General features: G+C 45.4%; 19 protein-coding genes. 7 read left to right on the top strand and 12 right to left on the bottom strand.

Features of this window, described 5'->3' with window-relative positions:
- The first annotated feature begins 336 nt into the window (after positions 1-336).
- Complete coding sequence (locus EAE30_RS11490; RefSeq protein WP_123016044.1) at positions 337-813, top strand: MarR family winged helix-turn-helix transcriptional regulator; 477 nt, start codon at positions 337-339, stop codon at positions 811-813.
- Positions 814-897: 84 nt separating this feature from the next.
- Here EAE30_RS11490 and EAE30_RS11485 read toward each other — a convergent pair whose 3' ends face one another.
- Complete coding sequence (locus EAE30_RS11485) at positions 898-1,302, bottom strand: MarR family transcriptional regulator (protein ID WP_123016043.1); 405 nt, start codon at positions 1,300-1,302, stop codon at positions 898-900.
- 213 nt (positions 1,303-1,515) lie between these two features.
- On the opposite strand from EAE30_RS11485, the gene EAE30_RS11480 reads away from it, so the two are divergent.
- Positions 1,516-2,187: a DUF2982 domain-containing protein gene (locus EAE30_RS11480; protein WP_123016042.1), complete on the top strand. Its 672-nt coding sequence runs from the start codon at positions 1,516-1,518 to the stop codon at positions 2,185-2,187.
- Between the two features lie 4 nt (positions 2,188-2,191).
- Here EAE30_RS11480 and EAE30_RS11475 read toward each other — a convergent pair whose 3' ends face one another.
- From EAE30_RS11475 to gyrA, 5 genes are all read right to left on the bottom strand, one after another.
- On the bottom strand, positions 2,192-2,845 hold the full coding sequence (locus tag EAE30_RS11475) for an MBL fold metallo-hydrolase (protein ID WP_123016041.1): 654 nt from the start codon (positions 2,843-2,845) through the stop codon (positions 2,192-2,194).
- Positions 2,846-2,897: 52 nt separating this feature from the next.
- The gene (locus tag EAE30_RS11470) at positions 2,898-4,514 is read right to left on the bottom strand and encodes a L,D-transpeptidase family protein (RefSeq protein ID WP_164711839.1); all 1,617 of its coding nucleotides are present in this window, start codon (positions 4,512-4,514) and stop codon (positions 2,898-2,900) included.
- Positions 4,515-4,675: 161 nt separating this feature from the next.
- Complete coding sequence (gene ribA / locus EAE30_RS11465; protein WP_123016039.1) at positions 4,676-5,293, bottom strand: GTP cyclohydrolase II; 618 nt, start codon at positions 5,291-5,293, stop codon at positions 4,676-4,678.
- Positions 5,294-5,470: 177 nt separating this feature from the next.
- Complete coding sequence (locus EAE30_RS11460; protein WP_123016038.1) at positions 5,471-5,656, bottom strand: hypothetical protein; 186 nt, start codon at positions 5,654-5,656, stop codon at positions 5,471-5,473.
- Between the two features lie 420 nt (positions 5,657-6,076).
- Positions 6,077-8,734, bottom strand: a complete 2,658-nt coding sequence (gene gyrA, locus EAE30_RS11455; RefSeq protein ID WP_123016037.1) for a DNA topoisomerase (ATP-hydrolyzing) subunit A — start codon at positions 8,732-8,734, stop codon at positions 6,077-6,079.
- 364 nt (positions 8,735-9,098) lie between these two features.
- Here gyrA and ubiG point away from each other — a divergent pair, with 364 nt between their 5' ends.
- The 4 genes from ubiG (at position 9,099) to yfaE (ending at position 14,073) form a co-directional block, all read left to right on the top strand.
- Entirely contained in the window at positions 9,099-9,806 is a 708-nt protein-coding gene (gene ubiG, locus EAE30_RS11450; RefSeq protein WP_123016036.1) for a bifunctional 2-polyprenyl-6-hydroxyphenol methylase/3-demethylubiquinol 3-O-methyltransferase UbiG, read from the top strand.
- A gap of 440 nt (positions 9,807-10,246) precedes the next feature.
- Positions 10,247-12,529 (top strand): class 1a ribonucleoside-diphosphate reductase subunit alpha, encoded by a 2,283-nt coding sequence (gene nrdA / locus EAE30_RS11445; RefSeq protein WP_123016035.1) that lies wholly within the window; start codon positions 10,247-10,249, stop codon positions 12,527-12,529.
- A gap of 132 nt (positions 12,530-12,661) precedes the next feature.
- Entirely contained in the window at positions 12,662-13,795 is a 1,134-nt protein-coding gene (gene nrdB, locus EAE30_RS11440) for a class Ia ribonucleoside-diphosphate reductase subunit beta (RefSeq protein WP_123016034.1), read from the top strand.
- Positions 13,795-14,073, top strand: coding sequence for a class I ribonucleotide reductase maintenance protein YfaE (gene yfaE / locus EAE30_RS11435; protein ID WP_123016033.1), 279 nt, complete (start codon positions 13,795-13,797; stop codon positions 14,071-14,073). Before nrdB ends, yfaE begins: the two co-directional genes overlap by 1 nt.
- 60 nt (positions 14,074-14,133) lie before the next feature.
- On the opposite strand, the gene EAE30_RS11430 is transcribed toward yfaE, so the two are convergent.
- Positions 14,134-14,376, bottom strand: a complete 243-nt coding sequence (locus EAE30_RS11430) for a 30S ribosomal protein S6 modification protein (RefSeq protein WP_123016032.1) — start codon at positions 14,374-14,376, stop codon at positions 14,134-14,136.
- 229 nt (positions 14,377-14,605) lie between these two features.
- Positions 14,606-15,847, bottom strand: a complete 1,242-nt coding sequence (locus EAE30_RS11425) for a CinA family nicotinamide mononucleotide deamidase-related protein (RefSeq protein ID WP_123016031.1) — start codon at positions 15,845-15,847, stop codon at positions 14,606-14,608.
- A gap of 463 nt (positions 15,848-16,310) precedes the next feature.
- Between EAE30_RS11425 and EAE30_RS11420 the strand changes: the two genes are divergently transcribed.
- The gene (locus EAE30_RS11420; RefSeq protein WP_123016030.1) at positions 16,311-17,921 is read left to right on the top strand and encodes a methyl-accepting chemotaxis protein; all 1,611 of its coding nucleotides are present in this window, start codon (positions 16,311-16,313) and stop codon (positions 17,919-17,921) included.
- Positions 17,922-18,313: 392 nt separating this feature from the next.
- Here the strand turns inward: EAE30_RS11420 and nhaA are convergent, their stop codons facing one another.
- The 4 genes from nhaA to EAE30_RS11400 all read right to left on the bottom strand — a co-directional run bounded on the left by nhaA (position 18,314) and on the right by EAE30_RS11400 (position 23,939).
- Positions 18,314-19,492 (bottom strand): Na+/H+ antiporter NhaA, encoded by a 1,179-nt coding sequence (nhaA, locus tag EAE30_RS11415; protein ID WP_123016029.1) that lies wholly within the window; start codon positions 19,490-19,492, stop codon positions 18,314-18,316.
- A gap of 199 nt (positions 19,493-19,691) precedes the next feature.
- Entirely contained in the window at positions 19,692-20,831 is a 1,140-nt protein-coding gene (locus EAE30_RS11410) for a lipocalin-like domain-containing protein (protein ID WP_123016028.1), read from the bottom strand.
- Complete coding sequence (locus EAE30_RS11405; RefSeq protein ID WP_123016027.1) at positions 20,831-23,287, bottom strand: ABC transporter permease; 2,457 nt, start codon at positions 23,285-23,287, stop codon at positions 20,831-20,833. Before EAE30_RS11405 ends, EAE30_RS11410 begins: the two co-directional genes overlap by 1 nt.
- Complete coding sequence (locus EAE30_RS11400; RefSeq protein WP_123016026.1) at positions 23,268-23,939, bottom strand: ABC transporter ATP-binding protein; 672 nt, start codon at positions 23,937-23,939, stop codon at positions 23,268-23,270. The genes EAE30_RS11405 and EAE30_RS11400 overlap by 20 nt, the downstream gene beginning before the upstream one ends.
- Positions 23,940-24,131 lie beyond the last annotated feature (192 nt).

Genomic DNA, 24,131 nt, shown 5'->3' with positions numbered 1-24,131 from the left:
CGAACGCTTTGCATGCCTAATCCATCAGCATTTATTTCGTGTTCGATTTATTTACTATGCACTCATCAGGCCAATGATTATACATAATCATAAATTACAGTCTAATAAATTACTCATTAAAATGGAAAAAGCTCGACAAACGCTCAATTTAGTACATTTACTGTTCAACATGACGCATAATAATGATTTGCCTACTAAATATTTCACAACTTTACATTTATATAAAAATGCCCATGATCGAGGATAAAAAAAAGTATGACATCAACACTTTTCAACCGTTGGTAAGTGCGCTATTGTCCCCGCTAAGTACAACCATTCTCTTTCGGACACAAAAAATTGGAAAAACATGAAGAAGTTCTGGTCGCCATTCGCCAGATCATCCGAGCCATCGACTTACATTCAAAACAATTAAGTAAACATGCTGGTTTGACGGGACCGCAATTGATTTTAATGCGCTCTATCGAAAAACTTGGGCAGGTCACTATCCGTGAGTTATCCAAGCATACGAACATGAGCCAAGCGACCGCCACCACCATCTTGGACCGATTAGAGCGTAATGGGTACGTTACACGTACTCGCAGCCAATCGGACAAGCGCAAAGTCCATGCGTACTTAACCGAGTCTGGTCAAGAGATTCTTGCCAAAGCGCCACAGCCGTTACAAGATAACTTTGTCGAGCGATTCCATAAACTGGACGAATGGGAGCAAACCTTATTGCTGTCATCTGTGCAACGCTTGTCGACGATGATGAATGCAGAAAATATGGATGTGGCCCCGATGCTAGAGCTAGGCAGTATTTCTAAAAGTGTCTAAGGTTTGTCTGTTTCCACAATTAAAAAGGCCCTGAATTCGTTCAGGGCCTTTTTAATACTGGTAAGGTTATTCACTTAACGTCACTTATACCGCTTTATAAATAACTTTATTTCCACTGAGCTGTTCTTTGGTAACAAGCTCTTCTTGAAGGAGTTTTTTCAGTGCACCAGTCGCCCAAGAAGCCGCTTTTGTGTCTTCTTGACCTGCCGCTAGACCGATGGATTTTGGATTGATACCATTGGCATTCGCAACGACAATATCTAACACTTGTTGCTGTTTAGGCGTCAGTGTTACGGTTACTTCTGCTGGTTGAGCAACACGCTCTTTTTTAGGTGTTACCATCGCCGCTTTCTTTGCTACAGGCTCAACCTTCGCTGATGTATCCGCTTTCGGTGTCGAAGCTTTCGGTGTCGAAGATAGGTTCGCCACAATCGCTTTCATACGCTTTTGCAGTTTAGACTGCACTTTACGCTTATGAGCAAGTCTCATTGAGTATGTCTCCATTTCACTGCGTGGGGCAGTGGTGAAAATTGAAGCGCGCTTTATACCAAATAATCACTGTCTTTTGTAGTGGCGGGCATCACTTCCCGATAAAAAAGCGCCGTTTCACCGACAAGCGGCTATTATTTGTCCATTAGTTGGCGATTTATTAACTAAAATCCATGGCACTAAAATTGGCTTTACAAATGACGAAGAACCTTTATGCAAACCTTACATCTTCATAATCATACATGGGATACCAGCTCTAAAAGCTTTAGATTACTCAGTCTAGCGGGCGTCATTGTCGCGCTGGTTGCCATCATGTTTTCGCCTACCTTACCGATTGCTATCGCAGTCGCAGTATTAGTCAGTTTGCTTTGGGGAGTGAGTTACTGGCTATTAATCAGCAGTCGAGTCCAGTACACCCTCACCGCCACGCATCTTCAACAACATCTCGCCAAAGGCGGATGGGTCGTTAAGTGGAATAACATTAGTCGGATTGATATTTGTCAAGACGTACGTGCCGATGGCTGGAGAGAACCGCTCCCTTGGGTTGGCATTCGTTTAAAACACTATCCGCCCTATTTACAGAGTATTTGTCCACGGATCGCCAGTGATATTCTTATGGATCAACGTTCCTTATTGTATCTTGGCGTCAAACGTCATCCTCAGTATGCTTTAGAAGATATTCTGCTGGATTCAGAGCCCTATTATGATGAACATGGACATCGATATGCGGGTCTCATGGGAATGTTAGCCAACCGTATGCGCTATCAGAGGGAGTTTCATGGGTATGATGTGTATGTGTCTGCATCGGACTTAGATCGCAGTCCTGAAGAGTTTGTAGGATTGGCTCGGCGGTATCTTGCCGCCGCCGAGCCAGAGTCCACATAAAGCGCTACAGCGGTACTTCATCGCCGACAAAGGGATTGCTCGCTCTCTCCTGACCAATGGTGGATTTAGGCCCATGTCCCGGTAGAAAAGTGACATCGTTACCCAGTGGCCACAGCTTGGTTTTAATCGAATGCACTAGCTGATTAAAGTCTCCTTGAGGAAAATCTGTGCGGCCAATACTGCCGTTAAATAGAACATCACCCACAATCAATAATCGATGACTCTCACTAAATAAAACCACATGTCCTGGGGTATGTCCTGGCGTATGATACACAGATAACGTTTCTTGACCAAAGGACACGCGGTCACCGTCTTGTAGCCATTGGTCGGGCAAAAACGGCGAAACGGGTTCAAAGCCAAACATTTGACATTGCTGCGCCATGCCTTCTAACCAAAACGTATCCGCTTGATGTGGTCCAATAATCGGCATTGAACCCAATCGTTGGACCAACTCCTGCGTGCCCCCGACATGATCCAAGTGACCATGAGTCAGCACAATCTTGACCACTTTTACGTTCAGTTGCTCGACAATCGTCGCGAGCTGCTGCGCATCGCCCCCCGGATCCACCACAATGCCTTCCATCGTTTCATCGCACCATACGATTGAACAGTTCTGTGCAAAAGCCGTGACTGGAACCACTTGATATTGTAGAGACATAAACGTTAAAACCTTAGCTATTCGTATTGTTTGTTACTATGACACTGTGGCTTTATTTTGACAAGCGAGCCGACACATCCTGCCAAGCAGCCGCTGAGGTTCGTGGCTCTGGTAGACGATCGTGCTGATAAATGTCTGCACGGTAATGAACCTCACCCTTGGCATACCATGCCGTTTGATAAATCAGTTGTACCGGAATAGAGTGCTGCAAACGCACCCGCCGATTCGCAGCCAATGCATCCTGCGGTTGAGTATCGGCAGAAGACTTTGCTCCGGGCTGTTTCATTAACACTTGTGCAAACTGCTTAGCATGTTCCACTCTGACACATCCTGAGCTTAAGGCGCGTTGTTGGCGAGCAAACAAATACTTATGTGGGGTATCGTGTAAATAAATCGCTCGGCGATTGGGCGTAACAAACTTATATTCACCAAGAGAATTATGACGGCCCGCTTTTTGACGTAAGCGATAAGGAAACGTCTGTGACGCGTCAACGTGCTGCCAGTCAATCGATTGAGGTTCGACCGGCGTCGGATTTCGCCAACTGTGAATGACCTCTAGCTGATGGGAGTCTAAATAATGCGGGTCGCGCTGCATTTTAGGTAAAATGTCGTCCATCATAATACGATAAGGAACATTCCAAGTGGGATTAAATACCACGGTTTGCAAACGCGTATTCATTATCGGTGTTGGTCGGCTCTCACGCCCTACAATGACATTCGATTCAAATGCCAAATGTCCCTGATACCAATATTGCATGTGATAAGCAGGAATATTAACTTGTACATAGGATGCTGCCGTATCTGCCCATAGTCGTATGCGTTCGGCATTGACGGCCAATAGATAACGTCGCTGAACGATGGGCATATTCAACCATCGCAACGTGGCTCTGTCTAACTGTCCACTCACCTTCAGTCCATGCATGTTTTGGAATGTCTTGATGGCAGTGTCTAACGGCTGACCAACATGGGATGAATGACGATCAATATCGCTAACATCAATATTGACTAATGCTAATCGCCCAACCAGTGTCCTTTTCTGTAGCGGTGTCAGTTCCTGATTCAAACGACCCTCTAAATGGAAAACTGGAATCGTCTCCTCGTTATGCTGCGACAAAAAGCGATAAGCGGAGACCAACTGCCAGTAAGCATCGCGTTTTGGCGTCGCACTGAGGATCAATTGAGTCAGAGTCAAATCGGCGCCAGCCTGCTGAACGTCTGCAATAACAGAGGCGCTCGGTGGGGGTAACGGCGCGTTTAACGGCCGCTTAAAAAACCAGTATTGCCCCCGCATCGGCGCATAATGTGCATACTGCAAGTAAAGCAGTAACGTATCCGTTGCAAGTACATCATAGCGTTGCCAATCCCGGCGAGATTCATAGAGACGCAAATACTTACGCTGGCGGTCGAATAAAGGGCTGACTCTGGCCTCTTGAATTAAGGCCAGTTGCATATCGAGCGCTTGCCTATCTTGCCGATTCTGCCATAAACGCTGAAACTGATTATGCGTATAAATTTGTTCAAGTCGCGTTGGGTACTCGAGAAAATACGTAATCGGCTCTTTCGGTGAAATCCAGCCGCGTTGCACAAATGCGTTCAGGCTTTGTGCATATAACGTATGGGAAAAGCACAGAGTGGCAACAAAGAAACAACAGGCTATCAATTTGATCATTACGGACATCCGTCACTGTGTATCGCTTAAAGAGTATGGCAAAGTTTTTCTCTTTGCGCACTCCCGTTACCCATTATTACACTAATTAAATCAATGATTAGGCGAGATATAATAAAAAAGCTCCAGTGGCGACTGGAGCTTTCATATCGGAAGGAATTGCATTAAGTGAGCTTGAGCTGATGATGGCCGTGTGAGACCTTTGCTTTTAAATACTCTTCATTACCGTCTTTAATATGAGCACTCGTATGCACCACATCGACAATCTCAATACCGAATTCTTTGAGGTCATGAATTTTTTTAGGATTGTTGGTGACTAAACGAATTTTATCGACATTCAGTGCCTGTAACATTTGAGCCGCTTCAGAGAAATCACGCAGATCATCCGGAAAGCCTAAATGGTTGTTCGCTTGATAGGTATCCATCCCTTCGCTTTGTAACTTGTAAGCATCGATTTTATTGTACAAACCAATACCTCGCCCTTCTTGGCGTAAATACAATATGATACCGCCGGTATTCCCCATTTTCGCGAGCGTTTCATCCAGTTGTTCACCACAATCACAACGAGAAGAATGGAAGACATCCCCCGTTAAACATTCAGAGTGCATACGCACGAGAGGAACCGCTTGTTGATCCGCGTGTTTAAATATTAATGCAACATGTTCCTTGTCCGTATTTAAACCACGAAATGATAAAATTTCAGCATCAATATTGCTGTTAGCGCCGACTTTTAAGTCGACTCTGGCTCTTACTTCCGCCATATCTTTACTCACTTTATTCATTGTTGCTGCATCTTAGCGAAACACGCAGACAATTTCTATTTTTTGTTAGTCTTACTATGGGGGCAAAAATACGGGTTTTCAATGGTCAGCAGCCAGTCAACGCGATACGACAACAACAAAAAAACTCGATACTGGCAATATCGGGTTTATCTATGGGGCAATAGAATGATGCAGCGATCAATGACGCTGATTGTTCTTCCACATGGTCAATTCAATCCAAACTTGTTCGAGTTCTTTTAACTCTTCTTGCGTCAAAAACGATAAGGTTGGTTTACATTGAGGCATCGCATTCGCCTGTAGCAAACTTATGCGCTTATAGAAATCCTGTTTTAATTGAATAATTGCTTCTTGTTCCAATGCCATTCCCCATAAACTTTACTTAAGTCTCAAAAATAATACCATTTTTCATTTATTCATGCCAAATAAACAATGTCTTTGGGACAAAAGTCACAAAAAATAGGTTTATCGTGACAATGCTCCCCCTCAGTAAGCATGAACTCACATCCCAGTCACCAGTGCAGAGCGCTGTTTATTTATTAAGTATAGAAAAAGAAAGGTGAAACAGAGAAAAAAATTAACGATTGTAGACACTTATCATTATAAGAAACCTAACGTCTTTTTCTGAAAAGGATCCAAATCGACTCGCCTTTGATCGTTAACACCTTGTGACTGATGAGACCCCATCATCGATCAACCGTAAGGTATTGATTAGCCGATGCAGGCAAAAAAAAAGCCGAAGATCATCTTCGGCTTTTTCACGTTCATAATAACGATCAATCTATATTAAGACTCATCGGAATCAACGTCGTCATCATTATCGACGGCTTGGTCAGAGTCACTCACATCATCTGCTGATGTTTGCGCGTCGACGGGTGTCACTGACTCATCACTCTCTACCGGTAAATCTTCTTCTGCGATTTCTTCGATGCGTTGCAACGCAACCACATCTTCGCCTTCCGACGTACGAATCAGAGTAACGCCTTGCGTATTACGACCCACTTGGCTGACTTCATCAACACGAGTACGCACTAACGTTCCCGCATTAGTGATCATCATGAATTCATCACGCTCATCAACCTGAACGGCACCAACGACCGAGCCATTACGCTCAGAGACTTTGATAGAAACCACACCTTGAGTGGCACGGCTCTTCGCTGGGTATTCGGCAAGTTGCGTCCGTTTACCGTAACCGTTTTGTGTCACGGTCAGAATATCACCCTCGGTATGCGGCACAATCAACGACATGACATGGTCACCTTCTGGTAACTTCATACCACGTACACCCGATGCCGTCCGTCCCATTGCTCGCACGTGGCTTTCGTTAAAGCGAACCACTTTACCGGATGCCGAGAACAGCATGATGTCATTATCGCCATGCGTAATATCGACACCAATCAGTGAATCCTCGTCACGTAAGTTAACAGCGATCAAACCGTTCTTACGCACGTTAGAGAACTGATCTAACGAGGTTTTCTTCACGGTACCATCGCTGGTTGCCATAAAGATGTAGTGATCTTCAGAATATTCACTCACCGGAAGAATGGCCGTAATGCGCTCTTCTGGCTCAAGCGGTAAAATATTCACGATCGGTTTACCACGGGCCGTACGAGTCGCATGCGGCAGTTGATAAACTTTCAAGCGATAAGCTTTACCTCGTGTTGAGAAACACAAAATATTGTCATGAGTATTCGCAACCAGAAGACGCTCAATAAAGTCTTCGTCTTTCATGCGGGTGGCACTCTTACCACGACCACCACGACGTTGCGCTTCATAATCACTCAGGATTTGGTATTTCACATAGCCTTCATGTGACAACGTCACAACAACATTCTCACGAGCAATCAGCTCTTCCATGTCAATATCATGGCTCGCTGCGGTGATTTCTGTCAGACGTTCATCACCGAAATTGTCACGAACAATTTCCAGCTCTTCACGAATCACTTCCATCAAACGTTCCGTGCTGGCCAGAATATGTAAGTACTCAGCGATTTGGTCTAATAGGCCTTTATATTCTTCTAGAATTTTTTCATGTTCTAGACCGGTTAGACGGTGCAAACGCAATTCAAGAATCGCTTGCGCTTGTTGCTCCGTGAGGTAATACATACCATCACGAATACCAAACTCTGGTTCTAACCAAGCTGGGCGAGCCGTACCTTCATCACCGGCACGCTCTAGCATGCTGGCAACATGACCCAATTCCCAACCACGGGAAATTAAGCCAGTTTTCGCTTCTGCTGGTGTTGCTGCTTGACGAATCAGCTCAATCACTTCATCGATATTGGCAAGCGCTAACGCTAACCCTTCCAAGATATGAGCACGATCGCGCGCTTTACGCAGTTCGTAAACCGTACGACGCGTGACGACTTCACGACGGTGGTTAACGAAGCACTTCAGCATGTCTTTTAAATTAAACAGCTGCGGTTGGCCTTCGTTCAATGCCACCATGTTAATGCCGAATGTCGTTTGCAATTGCGTATTGGTATAAAGGTTGTTTAGAACAACTTCACCTACCGCATCACGCTTACATTCGATAACAATGCGCATACCTTCTTTGTCGGATTCATCACGCAGAGCGCTAATGCCTTCGACTTTTTTATCTTTCACCAGCTCAGCAATTTTCTCAATCAACCGCGCTTTGTTCACTTGGTAGGGAATCTCAGTGACAATAATGGTTTCGCGACCATGCTTGTCCGCTTCGATATTCGCCTTAGAACGCATGTAAATCTTACCGCGTCCTGTTTTGTAAGCATCCACAATCCCTTTACGCCCACTGATCATCGCCGCTGTCGGGAAATCTGGGCCAGGAATGTATTCCATCAACTCATCAATAGTGATGTCTTCATTATCGATGTAAGCAAGACAGCCACTTACCACTTCGTTCAAGTTATGAGGCGGAATATTGGTCGCCATACCGACAGCAATACCAGACGAACCGTTGACCAGTAGGTTTGGAATTTTCGTTGGTAGCACCGCTGGAATGCGTTCCGTACCGTCATAGTTATCAACATAATCAACAGTATCTTTGTCTAGATCAGCCAATAGCTCATGCGCCATTTTGGCCATACGGACTTCCGTATAACGCATAGCCGCCGCTGAGTCACCATCGATCGAACCAAAGTTACCTTGGCCATCCACCAGCATATAACGCAGTGAGAAAGGCTGTGCCATACGCACAATCGTGTCATATACCGCGGTATCCCCGTGTGGGTGATACTTACCAATTACGTCTCCGACCACACGGGCGGATTTTTTATAAGGTTTATTCCAGTCATTTCCCAGTACATTCATTGCAAATAGCACACGACGGTGTACTGGTTTTAGGCCATCACGCACATCAGGAAGAGCACGACCAACGATAACTGACATCGCATAGTCGAGGTATGAACCGCGAAGCTCGTCCTCAATGTTGATGGGCGTGATCTCTTTAGCAAGATCGCTCATAGAGCCATTATCCCTCTATAGTTTGATCGGTATATTCAGAACCGAAAGTAAGGCGGGTTTCACGACTCATCAGTCCTTAAACACCCAATCATTATTTTGTCTGAATATAATTGATACGTATAAGGTGAAAAAATATAACACAAAAATCGAAACTTCGGCATTACTTTCCCTGTCCTTTTATTAGCATGTGATATGAAGTCCACTGTGGTTGATGATAAAAACACCGATCTTCAGTTCCGCCCACCACCATCGAACAAAAAAACATCACCTAAGCAAGAATATGAGCCAACCGCTAGGAAACTTGCACCGGAAAGTTATAATACCCTCTCCTTATTCAATGGCGATAAACGATTAGTAGGCTCCCATGACACAATCACAGAATGTTGATCCGCTCGAAATTAAAAAATTTGAAGATATGGCTTCACGCTGGTGGGATTTAAACGGCGAATTCAAGCCCTTACACCAGATTAATCCATTAAGGCTACAGTATGTGATGGACAAGGCAAACGGACTCTTTGGCAAAACGGTACTGGATGTGGGCTGCGGTGGTGGCATCTTGGCAGAAAGTATGGCGAAAGAAGGCGCCGACGTCACGGGTTTAGATATGGGTAAAGAACCCTTAGAAGTGGCTCGCTTACACGCACTCGAAACTGGGACCCAACTGTCTTACATTCAAAGCACCATTGAAGATCATGCAACCACGCATCGCCATCATTATGATGTGGTGACGTGCATGGAAATGTTAGAACACGTCCCAGACCCACAGTCCGTGATCAGCGCCTGCTGTGAACTGGTGAAACCCGGCGGTGACGTTTTTTTCTCAACACTCAACCGTAATTTCAAATCCTATCTGTTTGCGATTGTCGGTGCAGAAAAACTCTTGAAAATCGTGCCCAACAATACTCACGATCATAATAAATTTATCCGTCCATCGGAACTGATGTCGATGGTCGATAATACCTCTCTGCAATCACAGGGCATCACTGGCTTGCTCTACAACCCATTAACGGATACCTATCGCTTGGGTCGTAATGTGGATGTGAATTATATTGTGCACACTCGCGCTTCTTAATCAGTCATGACTCAGCGCTGAATCCGCGCGCGTCTCTACAAAACGTAGAAAGGCGCGGATTTGAGCAATCGTTGTTGGTTTATCCAACAAATTATCGAGAGCGTTTTTGAAGGAAAGATCAAGCGATTTTTTTTTGATTTGGTCGATAATAAATCGATTACAGGAAAGCAAAATTCTCGCTCCAATCCTAACCGTTTGTTCTCAGTTAGCGATTACTAACCGTTTTTTTTTGTTTGTCGAGTTATCCACAAATTGTCCAAGATCTCAGGCTTGCAATAGCCCCTCAATAGCACTATCTTGTAATACGAAAACATACAGACCCCTACATATAGTGTTTTGACCCACTAGATATAGGGTGAGCTTTTTTGAAGAAAGCGGCATTAGCAAGCATTCAAACGCATAATGCCGTTTTTTCAGTTTCATTAGGGAAATAAAGCAGAATGAACCAAGAACTCACTGTCACTAAGCGTGATGGCCGTACAGAAAAAATCAACTTAGATAAGATTCACCGCGTAATCACATGGGCGGCAGAAGGTTTAACTAATGTTTCAGTTTCTCAAGTAGAACTTCGCGCTCATATTCAGTTCTATGAAGGCATCACTACTTCTGATATTCATGAAACCATCATCAAATCTGCAGCTGATCTTATCTCAGAAGAGAGTCCTGATTATCAGTATTTGGCTGCACGTCTTGCCATTTTCCATTTACGCAAGAAAGCCTATGGTGAGTACCAGCCACCACGACTTTTCGATCAAGTCACTAAAATGGTGGAACTGGGTAAGTACGACAAACATCTGATTGAAGACTACACAGAAGAAGAATTTGATATTCTTGATTCCTACATTGATCACAACCGCGATTTGAACTTCTCGTATGCGGCAGTGAAACAATTAGAAGGAAAATACTTCGTTCAAAACCGCGTGACAGGTCAAATCTACGAAAGCGCGCAGTTCTTGTACATGTTGGTCGCAGCCTGCTTATTCGAAAACTACCCGAAAGAAACGCGTTTGGACTACATCAAACGTTTTTATGATGCGACATCGACGTTCAAAATTTCATTACCTACCCCGATCATGTCTGGGGTGCGTACTCCAACACGCCAATTCAGTTCTTGTGTATTAATTGAATGTGGCGATAGCCTTGACTCGATCAATGCCACAGCAAGTTCCATCGTGCGTTACGTGTCACAACGTGCTGGCATCGGTATTAACGCGGGTCGCATTCGTGCATTAGGGTCAGAAATTCGTGGCGGTGAAGCTTTCCATACTGGTTGTATCCCATTTTATAAGTACTTCCAAACGTCAGTGAAATGCTGCTCACAAGGTGGGGTTCGTGGTGGCGCCGCAACAGTATTCTATCCACTATGGCACGGCGAAGCGCAATCTCTATTAGTGCTGAAAAACAACCGTGGTGTGGAAGAGAACCGTGTTCGTCACATGGACTACGGCGTACAGTTGAATAAGTTGATGTATCAACGTCTGGTTGATGGCGGCAATATCTCACTCTTCTCACCTTCTGATGTACCCGGTCTGTACGATGCTTTCTTCCAAGACCAGGACGAATTTGAACGTCTATATGTTCAATACGAAAACGATCCTGCGATTAAGAAAGAAACCGTCAAAGCGGTCGATTTATTCTCATTGTTGATGCAAGAACGTGCTTCAACCGGTCGAATCTATATTCAAAACGTCGACCACTGTAACACGCACAGCCCATTTGATGAGAAAGTCGCGCCAGTACGTCAGTCCAACTTATGTTTGGAAGTGGCTCTACCGACCAAACCGCTATCAAACGTCGAAGATGATCAAGGCGAAATTGCACTGTGTACGCTCTCCGCATTCAACCTTGGTGAGATACACTCTCTGGATGATTTCGAAGAGCTCTCAGATCTTGTTGTACGCGCACTCGACTCGTTACTCGACTATCAAGACTACCCTCTACCCGCTGCACGCGTTTCAACCATGAACCGCCGCACACTGGGTGTGGGTGTGATTAACTATGCGTATTACTTAGCCAAAAATGGCGTGAAATACTCAGATGACAGTGCATTGGCTCTGACCCATCGTACCTTTGAAGCCATTCAGTATTACTTGCTCAAAGCATCGCTGGAGCTAGCAAAAGAACGCGGTCGTTGCCCATCGTTCCATGAAACAACGTACGCTCAAGGCAAATTGCCAATCGACACGTACAAGAAAGACTTGGATGCGATTTGTGATGAATCGCTGCATTACGACTGGGACACGCTACGTCAGGATATTATGACCCACGGCTTACGTAACTCGACGTTAACTGCATTAATGCCGTCAGAGACCTCGTCACAAATCTCGAATGCCACCAATGGTATTGAGCCACCACGTGGCTTCGTCTCGGTCAAAGCATCGAAAGATGGTATCCTTAAGCAGGTGGTGCCTGAGTACAGCAAGTACAAAGACAATTACGAGTTACTGTGGAATATCCGCGGTAATGACGGCTATTTACACCTTGTTGGTATCATGCAGAAATTCGTTGACCAATCGATTTCAGCGAACACTAACTATGATCCAAGTGTGTATGGCTCAGGTAAAGTACCAATGAAGCAGTTACTCAAAGATCTGCTCACTGCGTATAAATATGGTGTCAAAACGCTGTACTACCATAACACTCGTGATGGCGCATCAGATGCCCAAAACGATGCGGTGCAACCTCAAGATGACGATTGTGCTGGCGGCGGTTGTAAGATTTAACCGTATTCGACAAGAACTCAAAGGGGAGCACATGGTAGTGTGTCTCCCCTGCTCCATTCGAGCATTAACCTATAAATTCTCACGTCTTTACTCACATACTGGTTGGTAAAGATGCATAACGGATGAAGTGACATGGCTTATAGTACTTTTACACAGATTAAAAATAACCAGTTGAAAGAACCCATGTTCTTAGGTCAACCTGTCAACGTGGCGCGTTATGACCAACAAAAATATGAAATTTTTGAAAAACTGATCGAGAAACAACTGTCATTCTTCTGGCGTCCAGAAGAAGTCGACGTCTCTTCTGATCGAATCGATTACGCTAAGTTACCTGAGCATGAAAAGCACATTTTCATCTCGAACTTGAAATACCAAACCTTGCTCGATTCAATCCAAGGTCGCAGTCCAAACGTGGCTTTATTGCCGTTGGTGTCGCTGCCAGAATTGGAAACGTGGATTGAAACCTGGTCTTTCTCAGAAACCATTCACTCTCGCTCTTACACACATATCATTCGTAATATTGTTAACGATCCTGCTCTCGTGTTTGATGACATTGTCGAAAACGAATATATCGTCAAACGTGCTGGGGATATTTCCAAGTACTACGATGAACTTATCACGCTGTCCAATGATTACCATCGCTATGGTGAAGGTACCCACAACATCAATGGCAAAGAAGTAACGGTCAGTCTGAATGGCTTGAAAAAACAGTTGTATTTGTGCTTGATGTCAGTCAACGCGCTCGAAGCTATTCGCTTCTATGTCAGCTTTGCCTGTTCCTTTGCCTTTGCTGAACGTGAACTGATGGAAGGCAATGCCAAAATCATTAAATTGATCGCCCGTGATGAAGCACTGCATCTCACAGGGACACAGCATATGTTGAACCTACTTCGCAATGGTATGGATGACTTCTCATTCCTACAAATTGCAGAAGAAGCCAAGCAAGAATGTTTTGATATCTTTAAAGAAGCGGCCGAGCAAGAAAAAGAATGGGCGGAATATCTTTTCAAAGATGGCTCTATGATTGGCCTGAACAAGGATATCTTGTGTCAGTATGTTGAATATATTACCAATATTCGTATGCAGGCAGTGGGCCTAGAAGCCGCTTATCCAGAAGCGACAACGAACCCAATTCCTTGGATCAATGCTTGGTTGTCGTCAGATAACGTGCAAGTCGCGCCACAAGAAGCAGAAATCAGTTCTTATTTAGTCGGTCAAATTGATAACGAAATCAGCTCTGATGACTTTGAGGGCTTCGAACTGTAATGGCAGCGGTCAAAATCAACAAACATTTAGTGATTGAATCCAATACATCAGATACGTTATTGGAAACCATGGAGAAAGCCGGCTTAGAGCCCGAATACAATTGCCGTGATGGACACTGTGGCGCCTGTCGCTGCAAATTAACCAGTGGTTCGGTGGAATATGTTGGCTTTGCTATGGCATTTCTTCAACCGGGTGAAGTGCTGCCTTGCATCAGTAAAGCAAAAACAGCGCTTCAGCTCGACGAAGTGAATTATCAACCTAGCTCCAAGTTTGCTTGATGACCTCTCTGTCATAAAAAAAGCCAGACGCTGATGCTCTGGCTTTTTTTAATCTTTAATCTATTTTTCACTTAACAAAAAATCTTCTACAAATGCACCGGATACCGCTTTTGCACCAATCTCACGTCCATCTGCATCAAATAGTGATAAACGATAGCCCAGATCATCCTGATCTTCTTGATAAAATGGAATACCCCGCCAAAGTGAGACCATATCGTAACCACTATGACTAAGTATCTCTCCCAACACTACTTTTTGACTAGATACTGCATACCAAACTGATATTTTCGATTGATTAAACATACCTGCCTCGTGACACTTCCTTGGTTATTTAGAGCTTTCAGTGTAACGACAATCGAAGCAGGAAAAAGCACAATTTTTACGGTTTCTTCAGCATCACATCAAAATCATACGCTTAGTAATTAGACTAATTAAGCATATTAAATAACATTTTCGTTAAATCGTATAATAAGATTAAAAATCATAACCCTACAGTAATACTAAGTGACGATGTCACCGAAAAAGGGGAAATTTAAACCAACTCACTCGCGGGAATAAATAACGCTTTCACTTCTTCTGCTCCACCACATTGTGTGAGTACTGGCTTGCCTGAGAGATACCGTCTGAGCATGTCCGAAAGCAACGTACCGATCAACATTTTTTGATCATCCGCAGAATATTGGCGGGTAAAGCGGAAAATTTGCCCCCATTCACCTTCTGGTGCTGAGAGTGCTATCGAAAACTGTCCTTCTTCAGAGAGAGGCCCCGTCACCAACGCCAATTCTGTCCCGCATTTATCACGCGTCGCCCCTGCCAATGCAAACACAGGTGCCAACCCATCGCTTTCACCCAAGTCTGCTTCAACATCATGACTTAAAATCCAGTTATGTCCACTGCGTGACTCAATCTCTGGATTGCTCATCAACCAATGAGATAACCAGCCTTTCGTCGACTGTTCAGCAATCGATAAACGCAGACCTTTGCTCGCAACAAGCTGACCCAAATGGTCGAGCATAGGCTGATCAATACTGACCGTGTACGGCTCGATATGTTGAAAAATCAATTTTGCGACTTTTAAACGCCGTTCATTATCCCCTTTGGGACCAAACAGTTTGACCTCAATAAACGGTAAATACGAACGGTATCCCAACGAATACCCTTGTGGTAACTGCAATTTATCCAAACGATCTGAAAGCCCGGATTCGGAAGAACCAAAGGTATAGAAGTAGCTACACTCTTGCCCAGCTTGATCGGGGTACATAACGTGTAAGTCCGGTATGATCTGCTCTTCAACCATCCGCTTAAACTCACTCGGCACTCCGGGAGTAAAATAAAACCAGCAGTCATGAATCTTCATCTTAAACCCGCAAGCCGTTCCTATTGGGTTCGGTATAATTTGCGCGCCTTCCGGAAGCATCGCTTGTTTTATGTTGCTCTGCGGCATGGTTTTATGGCGGCTATTAAAATAGTGACGCATCGTCTCTACCCAAGATTCAAACAAGACTAAGGGGAGACTCGCAGCGTCTGCGGCCGCTTCAGCACTCAAATCATCAGTGGTGGGGCCTAAACCACCATTTACAATCACGACATCACAATTAAACGCGAGCATGGTCAACTCTTCGACTAACGCCTGCTTCGCATCTCCGACGGTCGAACGCTTACACAGCGCAAAACCATGACGAAAGCATTCTTGGCCTAACCAAGCCGCATTAGTATCGACAATATCACCATGTAAGACTTCTTCGCCTGTACTTAACATTGCTATTTTTAGCATGGATCTCTACCTCTGATTTACCGGCTATGTGGACATGAAGTCCTATCACTTCCATTAAGCGCCAAATTAGCCGCAATCGCGTCAATGGATTCGTGGTGTTTTTGTGAGTATGTCATGTCCGGATCTATTTGATAATAGGCATTCGTTTTCTTATTTTATTCGCCTCACCAAGCGAGAGTCGCTAGCGTGGCGGTAACGCTCTCCTTGAACAAGGATTCAACCTCGATAAATAGAGAAAAATGGTCGGTTGACATAGCCGTTTTTCATTTTTTTTCAACCAAATGGGCAAGTTTATATTTTTCTAAAAAACTTGATCTATTTAACATTATGCTAGGTTCAAATTAGAAAAAAAACCGTCTTAGGCCAACCTTAGATGGGGAAAAAATATTCGTACACAGTCGGATCCCCCCGCAAACCTTATTTCACATAAAAATTAGACCAATTTGCTAGGTGGTACATCAATATGCTTCAACTAAAACATATCAAGGTTGGCCGTAAGTTCACAATATTGACCTCAGCCAGTTTACTGGGATTCATTCTCCTTCTCTGTTTGGCCGCAAGCGAACTCAACGACGGCCTAAAGAATGAACGTAAAGCCCAGTTAACCTCCATCGTTCAAGGTACCATTAAACAGTTGGCTTACCTTAATAACACCTATCCAGAAGAGCAAGCCAAAGCGATGGCCAAAAAGCTGCTTACTGAATTTCGCTATTCGGATAATAACTATCTGTTCGTTATGAACCCACAACGATTCTTATTGGTTCATCCCAATCCAAAAATAATCGGCCAGCAAATGGGCGAACCCGGTTCGGCCTCGGGGCAATTAGAGTTTTGGAAAGAGGTCGTCTCAATCGCTGATGGGGGTAACCATGGGACAATTGAATATACGTGGCCCGAACCTAACGGTGAAGAATCGAAAAAAGTCGCCTATGTTCAGGGTTTTGCCCCATGGGGATGGGTCGTCGGCACAGGCGTTCGTATCGATGATATTGATGCGGCGGTGTATAAGCAGATCCTCAATATGGCCATTGTGGCGTTACTCGTCATGATTTTGATGTTCACACTCAGTATTATTATTCGCCGTTCTATCGTCAATCCACTCACTTTGATTATGGAAACCATGAAGAAAATTTCCAAAGGCGATATGACCGCTCGCATTGAGTATGACGGTCGTGATGAGATTGGTATTTTAGGACGAGGCATTAATGAAAGTATTTCAGACGTGCATACGGCCTTAAAAAATTCCGTTGATTCGGCCAATTCCGTCTCGGGAGCGGCAATACGAATCGCATCCAGTGCAGAAGAAACCAGCCTAGCTGTCAGCAGTCAGCAAAATCAATTAAGCAACCTCGCCACCGCTATGAACGAAATGAGCGCAACGGTATCAGAAGTGGCCCGTCATGCAGAAGATACCGCACAAGACACGCAAAGTGCTACCCAAGAAGCCAGTACGGGTGATCGCGATGTTAACGCGAGTGTCGACAGTATCAAAGCATTAACCGATGAACTGGAAGCTGCGAATAAACAAGTGAACGAGCTGAAAGAAGGCGTCATGGAAATCAGTGCGGTCACGGCTGTCATCAGTGGTATCTCCGAGCAAACTAACTTACTGGCTCTTAACGCTGCCATTGAAGCAGCACGTGCCGGTGAGCAAGGTAGAGGTTTCGCCGTAGTGGCAGATGAAGTGCGTAACTTAGCCAGCCGCACCCATCATTCAACGGATGAGATCCAGACCACAATCACACGACTACAGCAATTAGCGATGGCCTCAGTCAACTCGATGGAAGCGAGTCAAAAACTGGCCTACTCGAGTGTGGAACGCGCAGAAAATGCAGGAAAAGATTTAGGCCTGATCGTCAATCACATTCAAAAAGTGAATGACAATGCCGCGCAAATCGCCACAGCAGCAGAAGAACAAAGTGTCGTAGCCGAAGACATGAACAAAAATGTCAGCAGTATCAATGACTCCTCATCAGAGATGTCTACTGCGGCCAATTATCTTGCCAAGGAAAGTGAGCAATTGGCTTTACTATCTCGCCAGTTGGATGAAGAACTCAAACACTTTATCTTATAGCACTTGATCGCCTAGCAACGACCAAGAGGCTATGTGGTGATGTCTAATAATAGGCATCACCACGCCACTCAGCTCAAGTGATACCAATATTGGCATCAACCTCATCCGGTAAACCCTGTTTACCGGATTTTTTTATTATTCACATTCTCGTAACGCTCTATTGCCTCTCTGTCGACGCCTAAGACCAAACTTTGAAGCACACCATTCCAACATCTTGGTGCGCCCTGTGTAAGAAACAACACGCGCACGAACAAGCCTTGTCGAATCCATGCGATATCAACCACCCGCTAAGCACAACAAGCACAGCTCCATTGACGAGCAAAAACAAAGCCGCCCACATCAAGTGGGCGGCTTTAAGCAATCAATATTGAGTGAAGTGACGTAAGTAAGAATTAACGCTCTTCTGTCATCGGATGCAAGACATTTTCTTTTTTCGGCAAGGCCAAACTCAATAGTATAAACCCGACGACTGCCGCCGTGGTTGACCCCATCAAAATGCCCAAACGCGCATAGGTATCATAATGAGATAACTCACTGCCGAAGGCTAACGAGGCGATGAATATCGACATCGTAAAGCCGATACCGCACAACACCGCTACGGCGAAAATGTGCTTCATATTCACTCCTTTAGGTAGCTGAGCAATCCCGGATTTAACCGCAATCCAACTGAAGGTAAAGATGCCCAATGGTTTACCAATAAAGAGCCCTAATGCCGCACCAAGCGGTAACATGGAGGTCAACCCATCAATGGAAACCCCTTTCAAAGAGATACCCGCATTGGCAAACGCAAACAAGGGTAAAATAGCGAAAGAGACGTAAGGATGCAGAGCGTGCTCTAAGCGCTCCAATGGACTGTGAGACTCATCGGTTTTCCCTTTGAGAGGGATAGCAAAACCAATCACCACACCCGCTAGCGTCGCGTGGACACCGGATTTCAGAACGGCGACCCAAAGAATCACACCCACTATCATGTAGGCCGTAATACTCGTCACGCGTTTGGCATTCATAATAAATAATACCGCTGTCGCAACAAAACCGACGCCTAATGCAATCGTTGATAAATCACTGCTATAGAATAACGCGATAATGATGATCACGCCCAAATCATCAATAATGGCAAGCGCCAACAAGAATACTTTTAAGCTGACCGGAACGCGCGGCCCTAATAGCGCCATAATACCCAGTGCAAATGCGATATCGGTCGCCGCTGGAATCGCCCATCCTTGTATCGCTTGCGGATCTTCGGCGTTAAAGGCCACATAAATCAGTGCGGGTGCCAACATCCCCCCTACGGCAGCGATCGCTGGAAATATTGCCGTTTCTTTCGACTGAAGCGCCCCATCCAATAGTTCGCGTTTAACTTCAAGGCCTATCAATAGGAAAAAGATCGCCATTAAGCCATCGTTAATCCAATGTGCCACTGAAAGTCCCAAAACATATTGGTGCAAAGTTCCATTATACAGATCATACAATGGGGAGTTGGCGACGATCATGGCTATGATTGCAGCAATAACGAGTAATATACCACCCGACGATTCTGTTTTAAAAAACTTGGTTAACAGCGCAGTCATTCAATTATCCTTATAATTGTATTGAAGATAACAACTTATCATACAGTGTAGCCTTAAATCACCTATCTGAATAATCGCTTGTAATGAACAAACTCATCGGAAAAACCGAAAGAATAGAAGTCTAGCCACGTAAATTCTGATATAAAGAGTATAGTTCAAAACACAATATACGCGGCCTGTCTGTCAAGAAAACGACAAACTAATACCCAGTTAACTGCATAAATCCGGTCGCGGTGTGTGAACCACTGACATTAATTGGGCCACTCCAACTCGGTACCAGTAAGGGTAACCAGTCAGCTCGGTTGATTGCCGTTGCGGTCAAATTGACATGATAGTCAGGCACACGGATATTCCATTGATAAGGAATGTAATGAGATTGACCACTCACCCCCATTAATGTCGGTGTCATGATGATATCGCGGGCAGACAAATTCACCACCGTACCTCCCGGATAAGTCAACACCCCGCGGAACTGGGGCTTTTCTCCAGCTTGACGAAAACGCGTAACCGATAAAGTCATGCCGGATGAAAAATGAAAAACAAACCAGTCTCTACCCGATTGAGGTTGGAGCAATAATTGATTTCCCCATCGTTGCCCCAACCATGCCTGACCAGAAACCTGAATCGGCTTATCATGATGAGGCAACCTTAAACGACCAGAAATATCCGCCATAGGGGCCTGCCATCCAAACGATGATGCATTACCTACAGGGTGTTGAGCATGAGTTTTACCCCACTGTTGCCGCCCATTTTGACCAGGGCGTACCCATTGTGACGTCGTCCCCAGCGCCAATTGCATACTCCATTGCTCTGTCGCTACATGTAACTTTCCAGGTAATGGCACGGATCCCGTTCCATCTAAATACCAATTATCAATCCATAGATTAAAAGGGGTTGTTTGCAGGCCAGCCTGAGCTGAACTACTGCGGGCGATACGTTGCGCATACCAATGATGACCACGATCAGAAATCGTCACTTGCGCGAGGTACAGCTGAGTATGACTTCCTCCACCATGTCCTAAGCGAATATATTGCCACTGGATACCATAGTGATGACCATCGTCTGTCTTGACGTTCGCCGCGATCGTCCACCATTCATGTTGATAATGAGGATGAAAGGCAAAATCCGTAGGTAAGGTAACGTTACGCAAGTCTGCCAGCGAGGCAGTAGCGTGATCGCCTGTCCGGTACCAGGTGTCACTCACTTGCTTGCTTGATTTAATGGATAACGGATGCGTATCATTATGGGTTTGAAAGAGCAGATACCCGACCGCGCCCATCAGTAAAAACAACACAATAATGGCAGTAATGGTAATAATACGCAGAGTACGAGCTGTCATTAAACCGCATCCCGAAACGATTTCATTGGAGAACGACGCACCAAACGCAGGACAGGCAACGCACCTGCGACTAATAATGCAAGCATAGAGAACATCGCCGTTTGTAGGTATTTCTCGGGGATCATTTGCACATCCATCGTCCAACCAAACGAGTCTTGAATAAAGACATTCATCATCAGTTGTGAAGACCAAATGCCCAACGGAATTGCAATGATCACGGCAATCGCCCAAAAGACCAGTAATTGTAACGCCCCCATGCAGACTAACTCTTTGGTTGAAACCCCTAACACGCGCAGCAGTGCCACGTGACGCTTGCGAGAAAACTCACCCGCAACAGTGGCAAAGAAAATACCGAATACCGCAATGAGCATTGTGATATTGCCTAAGGTGTCAGTGATGAGGAAAGTCCGGTCGAACACTTTCATCGCCTGAGTGTGCAAATAGCTATTACTGTGTACTCGCTCAACATCAAACAAGAACCGCGAATTCAGGCGAGACTTAAGCTCAGCCACATCATGCTGTCGATCGCGCGTTAATACGGCCAAACCAACCCGACCTTGCCCAACAAACGCCGACAACCAATGATGTTGCGACATCATGATTTGTCCGTAAGGATTGCCATAATCATAATACACCCCTGCAATCAACCAATGTTTACCCATCGGTGCTGGCAAATCGATAAATTCGCCAGGACGTAAATGGTGTTTGGACGCTAAGGTTTCACTGATCATCACTGCGCGCGAAGAGTGCAGAAAATACCAGTAATGCGGCACTGCCAATTTTACGGTCAGCGCATCTCGCTCCCGCGGGGAATTCCCGGTACTGACAACCTGCAGCGTCCCTTTATTGGAAGACACATCTTTTTCCCAGCGCCACCATACCGCGTTCACTTCTGGTTGTTTTTCCAACCATTGACTGACAACCGACGCTTTATCTGAGCTTGGATATAAGTACAAATCGGCGGCCAAACGTTCGTCTAACCATTTATCGGTGGTTAAACGAAAGCTGCCAACAATGGTTTCCACGCCAATATTGGCTGCCATTGCAATAATAAATGCCATGGTGGCAATCCCTCGAAAACTCATACTCGCCGCCGCATCGGCAAAGAACCAACGCACTTTGACCCAAGGCAAACGAAACGACAAAATATCAAAGGTTTTCCATATAATATAAGGCGTTAATAACGCGACACTGAGTAAAATCAACCCGATCAACGCAAAGCTCTGCATCTGTGTTTTAGGCAGCTGATGAATCACCAACGCGGCCACGATGAGCAGAAACGCCAATATGGCCTGTATCGCAAATTCTCGCCCGGCAAAGCAAATCAATGACAACTTAGCCGTCAGGCGAATCGGTGGCGATTTGAGCAAACGTACCAGCGGCCATGCGCACGACAACAATGCCCCTGCCGTCGCCATCATCAAGGTGTATAAGCTCCAGCTCCAATCCCAATGAACGGAGAGCCCGACGTTCGCTTCATACAAGTCTCGTAAACTTTGCGAAACCGACGGAATGATTTGATTTGCCAACATCAAGCCAAACACGTTACCACACAGCCAACTCACCAAAATTAATCCAAGCAGCTCTAACGTAATCGCTTGTGCCAATTGTCGGTGTGAAGCCCCCGCTTGGCGCAGTAGCCCAACCAGCGGCTGACGTTGAATCATCGACAGTGACATGGCTTGATAGAAAATGAACAGCCCGACCAAAAAGGACAGCATGCCCATCGCGGTTAAATTTAGGTGGAACGCCTCGGTCAGTCGCTGTAATTCCGGCTTAGCGGTACGCACCACCACTAAATTAGCGGGTAAATGGTCTTTGAGTGCTTGCAACTGATTCGCCGTCATCGTGCCACATGCGATAACGCCTAACCCCGAGTCATGCTTTAACGCACGCACCACAGATAAATCCGTAATGGCATGTGTCCCTTTCACCTGACCTTGATGGTCAATCATCACCGGGCCAATGACCGTGCCATTATCCAGTGTGACTTTCTGACCTTGCCGCCATTTCTGGCGTTTTGCCAAATCGGCGCTGACCATCACCGGATACGGTGGATACATCAATGCCAACGTTGTCGCATCGGTCAGTTTCAAGCCGCGATTTAATGGCAGCATCGCAGTGGGATCGATGCCCATCAAGGTTAACTCTTGTCCATTGGCGGTCGTGATAGGATAGCTGTCTAACGGCACACACTGAGAAAAACCAGCGCGGCGCAATGCCACATAGACATCTTCCGGAACCCGATCTGCCATGCGTTGCGGACGAATACGATAAGACAGTGGCGTCGAGAACAGCTTCTCTCCACTTTGATAGGATTGCCGAGCATAATGGTTGATGGCCGTGACCCCAGAGAGCAGTGACACGCCCAATGTTAAACCAAGCCACACCAGTACCAATTGCATTGGATAGCGGCGATAATGACCAAGTAGCGCTTTAACTACGGGCCATAACATGCAGATGTCCTCCTTGCAATTTAATGCACCCATCCATATGTTGCGCCACCTTTTTACTGTGCGTGACCAGTAATAACGTGCAGGACACTTCCCGCGCAAGATGAGTAAGCAACCGCATCACCGCTTCTGCATTACGCTCATCAAGACTGCCAGTTGGCTCATCAGCCAATAGGATGCTCGGCTCCATATACAACGCACGAGCAATTGCAGCACGCTGCTGCTGCCCGCCCGACATTTCTTCCGGGTAGCGTCCAAGTAAAGGCATGAGATCCAACGCGGAGAGTATTTGTCGCCATAGACCGGGATCTTGCGGCAACCCTTTTAACTGACGACAAAAGCGAATGTTGTCGGCAATATTGAGTGTTGGCAGTAAATTAAACTGTTGAAATATATGACCAATATTACGACGACGAAATAGCGTACGTTGCCTCTCGTCAATGTTATGCATGGGGAAATTATCAAACCAAATCTCCCCACTATCGACCACATCCAATCCAGAAATGAGATTGAGTAAGGTGCTTTTCCCCGAGCCACTTTCCCCCATCAGGGCAAGTTGTTCGCCACGGTGAACGGTTAACTTTGCCCCTTGAAGTACAGGATGGAATTCTCCTCCATCTTTATAGCCTTTGGATAAGTTAACCAGCTCTAACATCCTTTCTCTCACCGTGATTATTTTGGAAATGCGAATCTACACGAAAACCGTCAGTTGAGAAAGCGTTAAGCTCATTGTGTCTATTAAGGAGACCATCATAGCCTTATCACCATAAAACAGACGCGCTGACGTCAACGATAACGGGACTTTCGCATAAAGAATAAAGGGATAGACGTAACGCTTTTTCGGTAT

It is taken from the genome of Vibrio zhugei, assembly GCF_003716875.1.
Lineage (GTDB): Bacteria > Pseudomonadota > Gammaproteobacteria > Enterobacterales > Vibrionaceae > Vibrio > Vibrio zhugei.
The sequence above is the reverse complement of the archived record's forward strand: the minus strand, read 5'-3'. Positions and strand labels throughout refer to the sequence as shown.

Bases quoted from the DNA above. Each gene is read 5' to 3' on its own strand.
- EAE30_RS11420 (WP_123016030.1), top strand. From the start codon at position 16,311: ATGCTTCAACTAAAACATATCAAGGTTGGCCGTAAGTTCACAATATTG.
- EAE30_RS11410 (WP_123016028.1), bottom strand. From the start codon at position 20,831: ATGACAGCTCGTACTCTGCGTATTATTACCATTACTGCCATTATTGTG.
- EAE30_RS11430 (WP_123016032.1), bottom strand. From the start codon at position 14,376: ATGTTTAATCAATCGAAAATATCAGTTTGGTATGCAGTATCTAGTCAA.
- EAE30_RS11400 (WP_123016026.1), bottom strand. From the start codon at position 23,939: ATGTTAGAGCTGGTTAACTTATCCAAAGGCTATAAAGATGGAGGAGAA.
- EAE30_RS11470 (WP_164711839.1), bottom strand. From the start codon at position 4,514: ATGATCAAATTGATAGCCTGTTGTTTCTTTGTTGCCACTCTGTGCTTT.
- nrdB (WP_123016034.1), top strand. From the start codon at position 12,662: ATGGCTTATAGTACTTTTACACAGATTAAAAATAACCAGTTGAAAGAA.
- EAE30_RS11480 (WP_123016042.1), top strand. From the start codon at position 1,516: ATGCAAACCTTACATCTTCATAATCATACATGGGATACCAGCTCTAAA.
- EAE30_RS11425 (WP_123016031.1), bottom strand. From the start codon at position 15,847: ATGCTAAAAATAGCAATGTTAAGTACAGGCGAAGAAGTCTTACATGGT.
- ubiG (WP_123016036.1), top strand. From the start codon at position 9,099: ATGACACAATCACAGAATGTTGATCCGCTCGAAATTAAAAAATTTGAA.
- nrdA (WP_123016035.1), top strand. From the start codon at position 10,247: ATGAACCAAGAACTCACTGTCACTAAGCGTGATGGCCGTACAGAAAAA.
- ribA (WP_123016039.1), bottom strand. From the start codon at position 5,293: ATGAATAAAGTGAGTAAAGATATGGCGGAAGTAAGAGCCAGAGTCGAC.
- yfaE (WP_123016033.1), top strand. From the start codon at position 13,795: ATGGCAGCGGTCAAAATCAACAAACATTTAGTGATTGAATCCAATACA.
- nhaA (WP_123016029.1), bottom strand. From the start codon at position 19,492: ATGACTGCGCTGTTAACCAAGTTTTTTAAAACAGAATCGTCGGGTGGT.
- gyrA (WP_123016037.1), bottom strand. From the start codon at position 8,734: ATGAGCGATCTTGCTAAAGAGATCACGCCCATCAACATTGAGGACGAG.
- EAE30_RS11475 (WP_123016041.1), bottom strand. From the start codon at position 2,845: ATGTCTCTACAATATCAAGTGGTTCCAGTCACGGCTTTTGCACAGAAC.
- EAE30_RS11485 (WP_123016043.1), bottom strand. From the start codon at position 1,302: ATGAGACTTGCTCATAAGCGTAAAGTGCAGTCTAAACTGCAAAAGCGT.
- EAE30_RS11460 (WP_123016038.1), bottom strand. From the start codon at position 5,656: ATGGCATTGGAACAAGAAGCAATTATTCAATTAAAACAGGATTTCTAT.
- EAE30_RS11405 (WP_123016027.1), bottom strand. From the start codon at position 23,287: ATGTTATGGCCCGTAGTTAAAGCGCTACTTGGTCATTATCGCCGCTAT.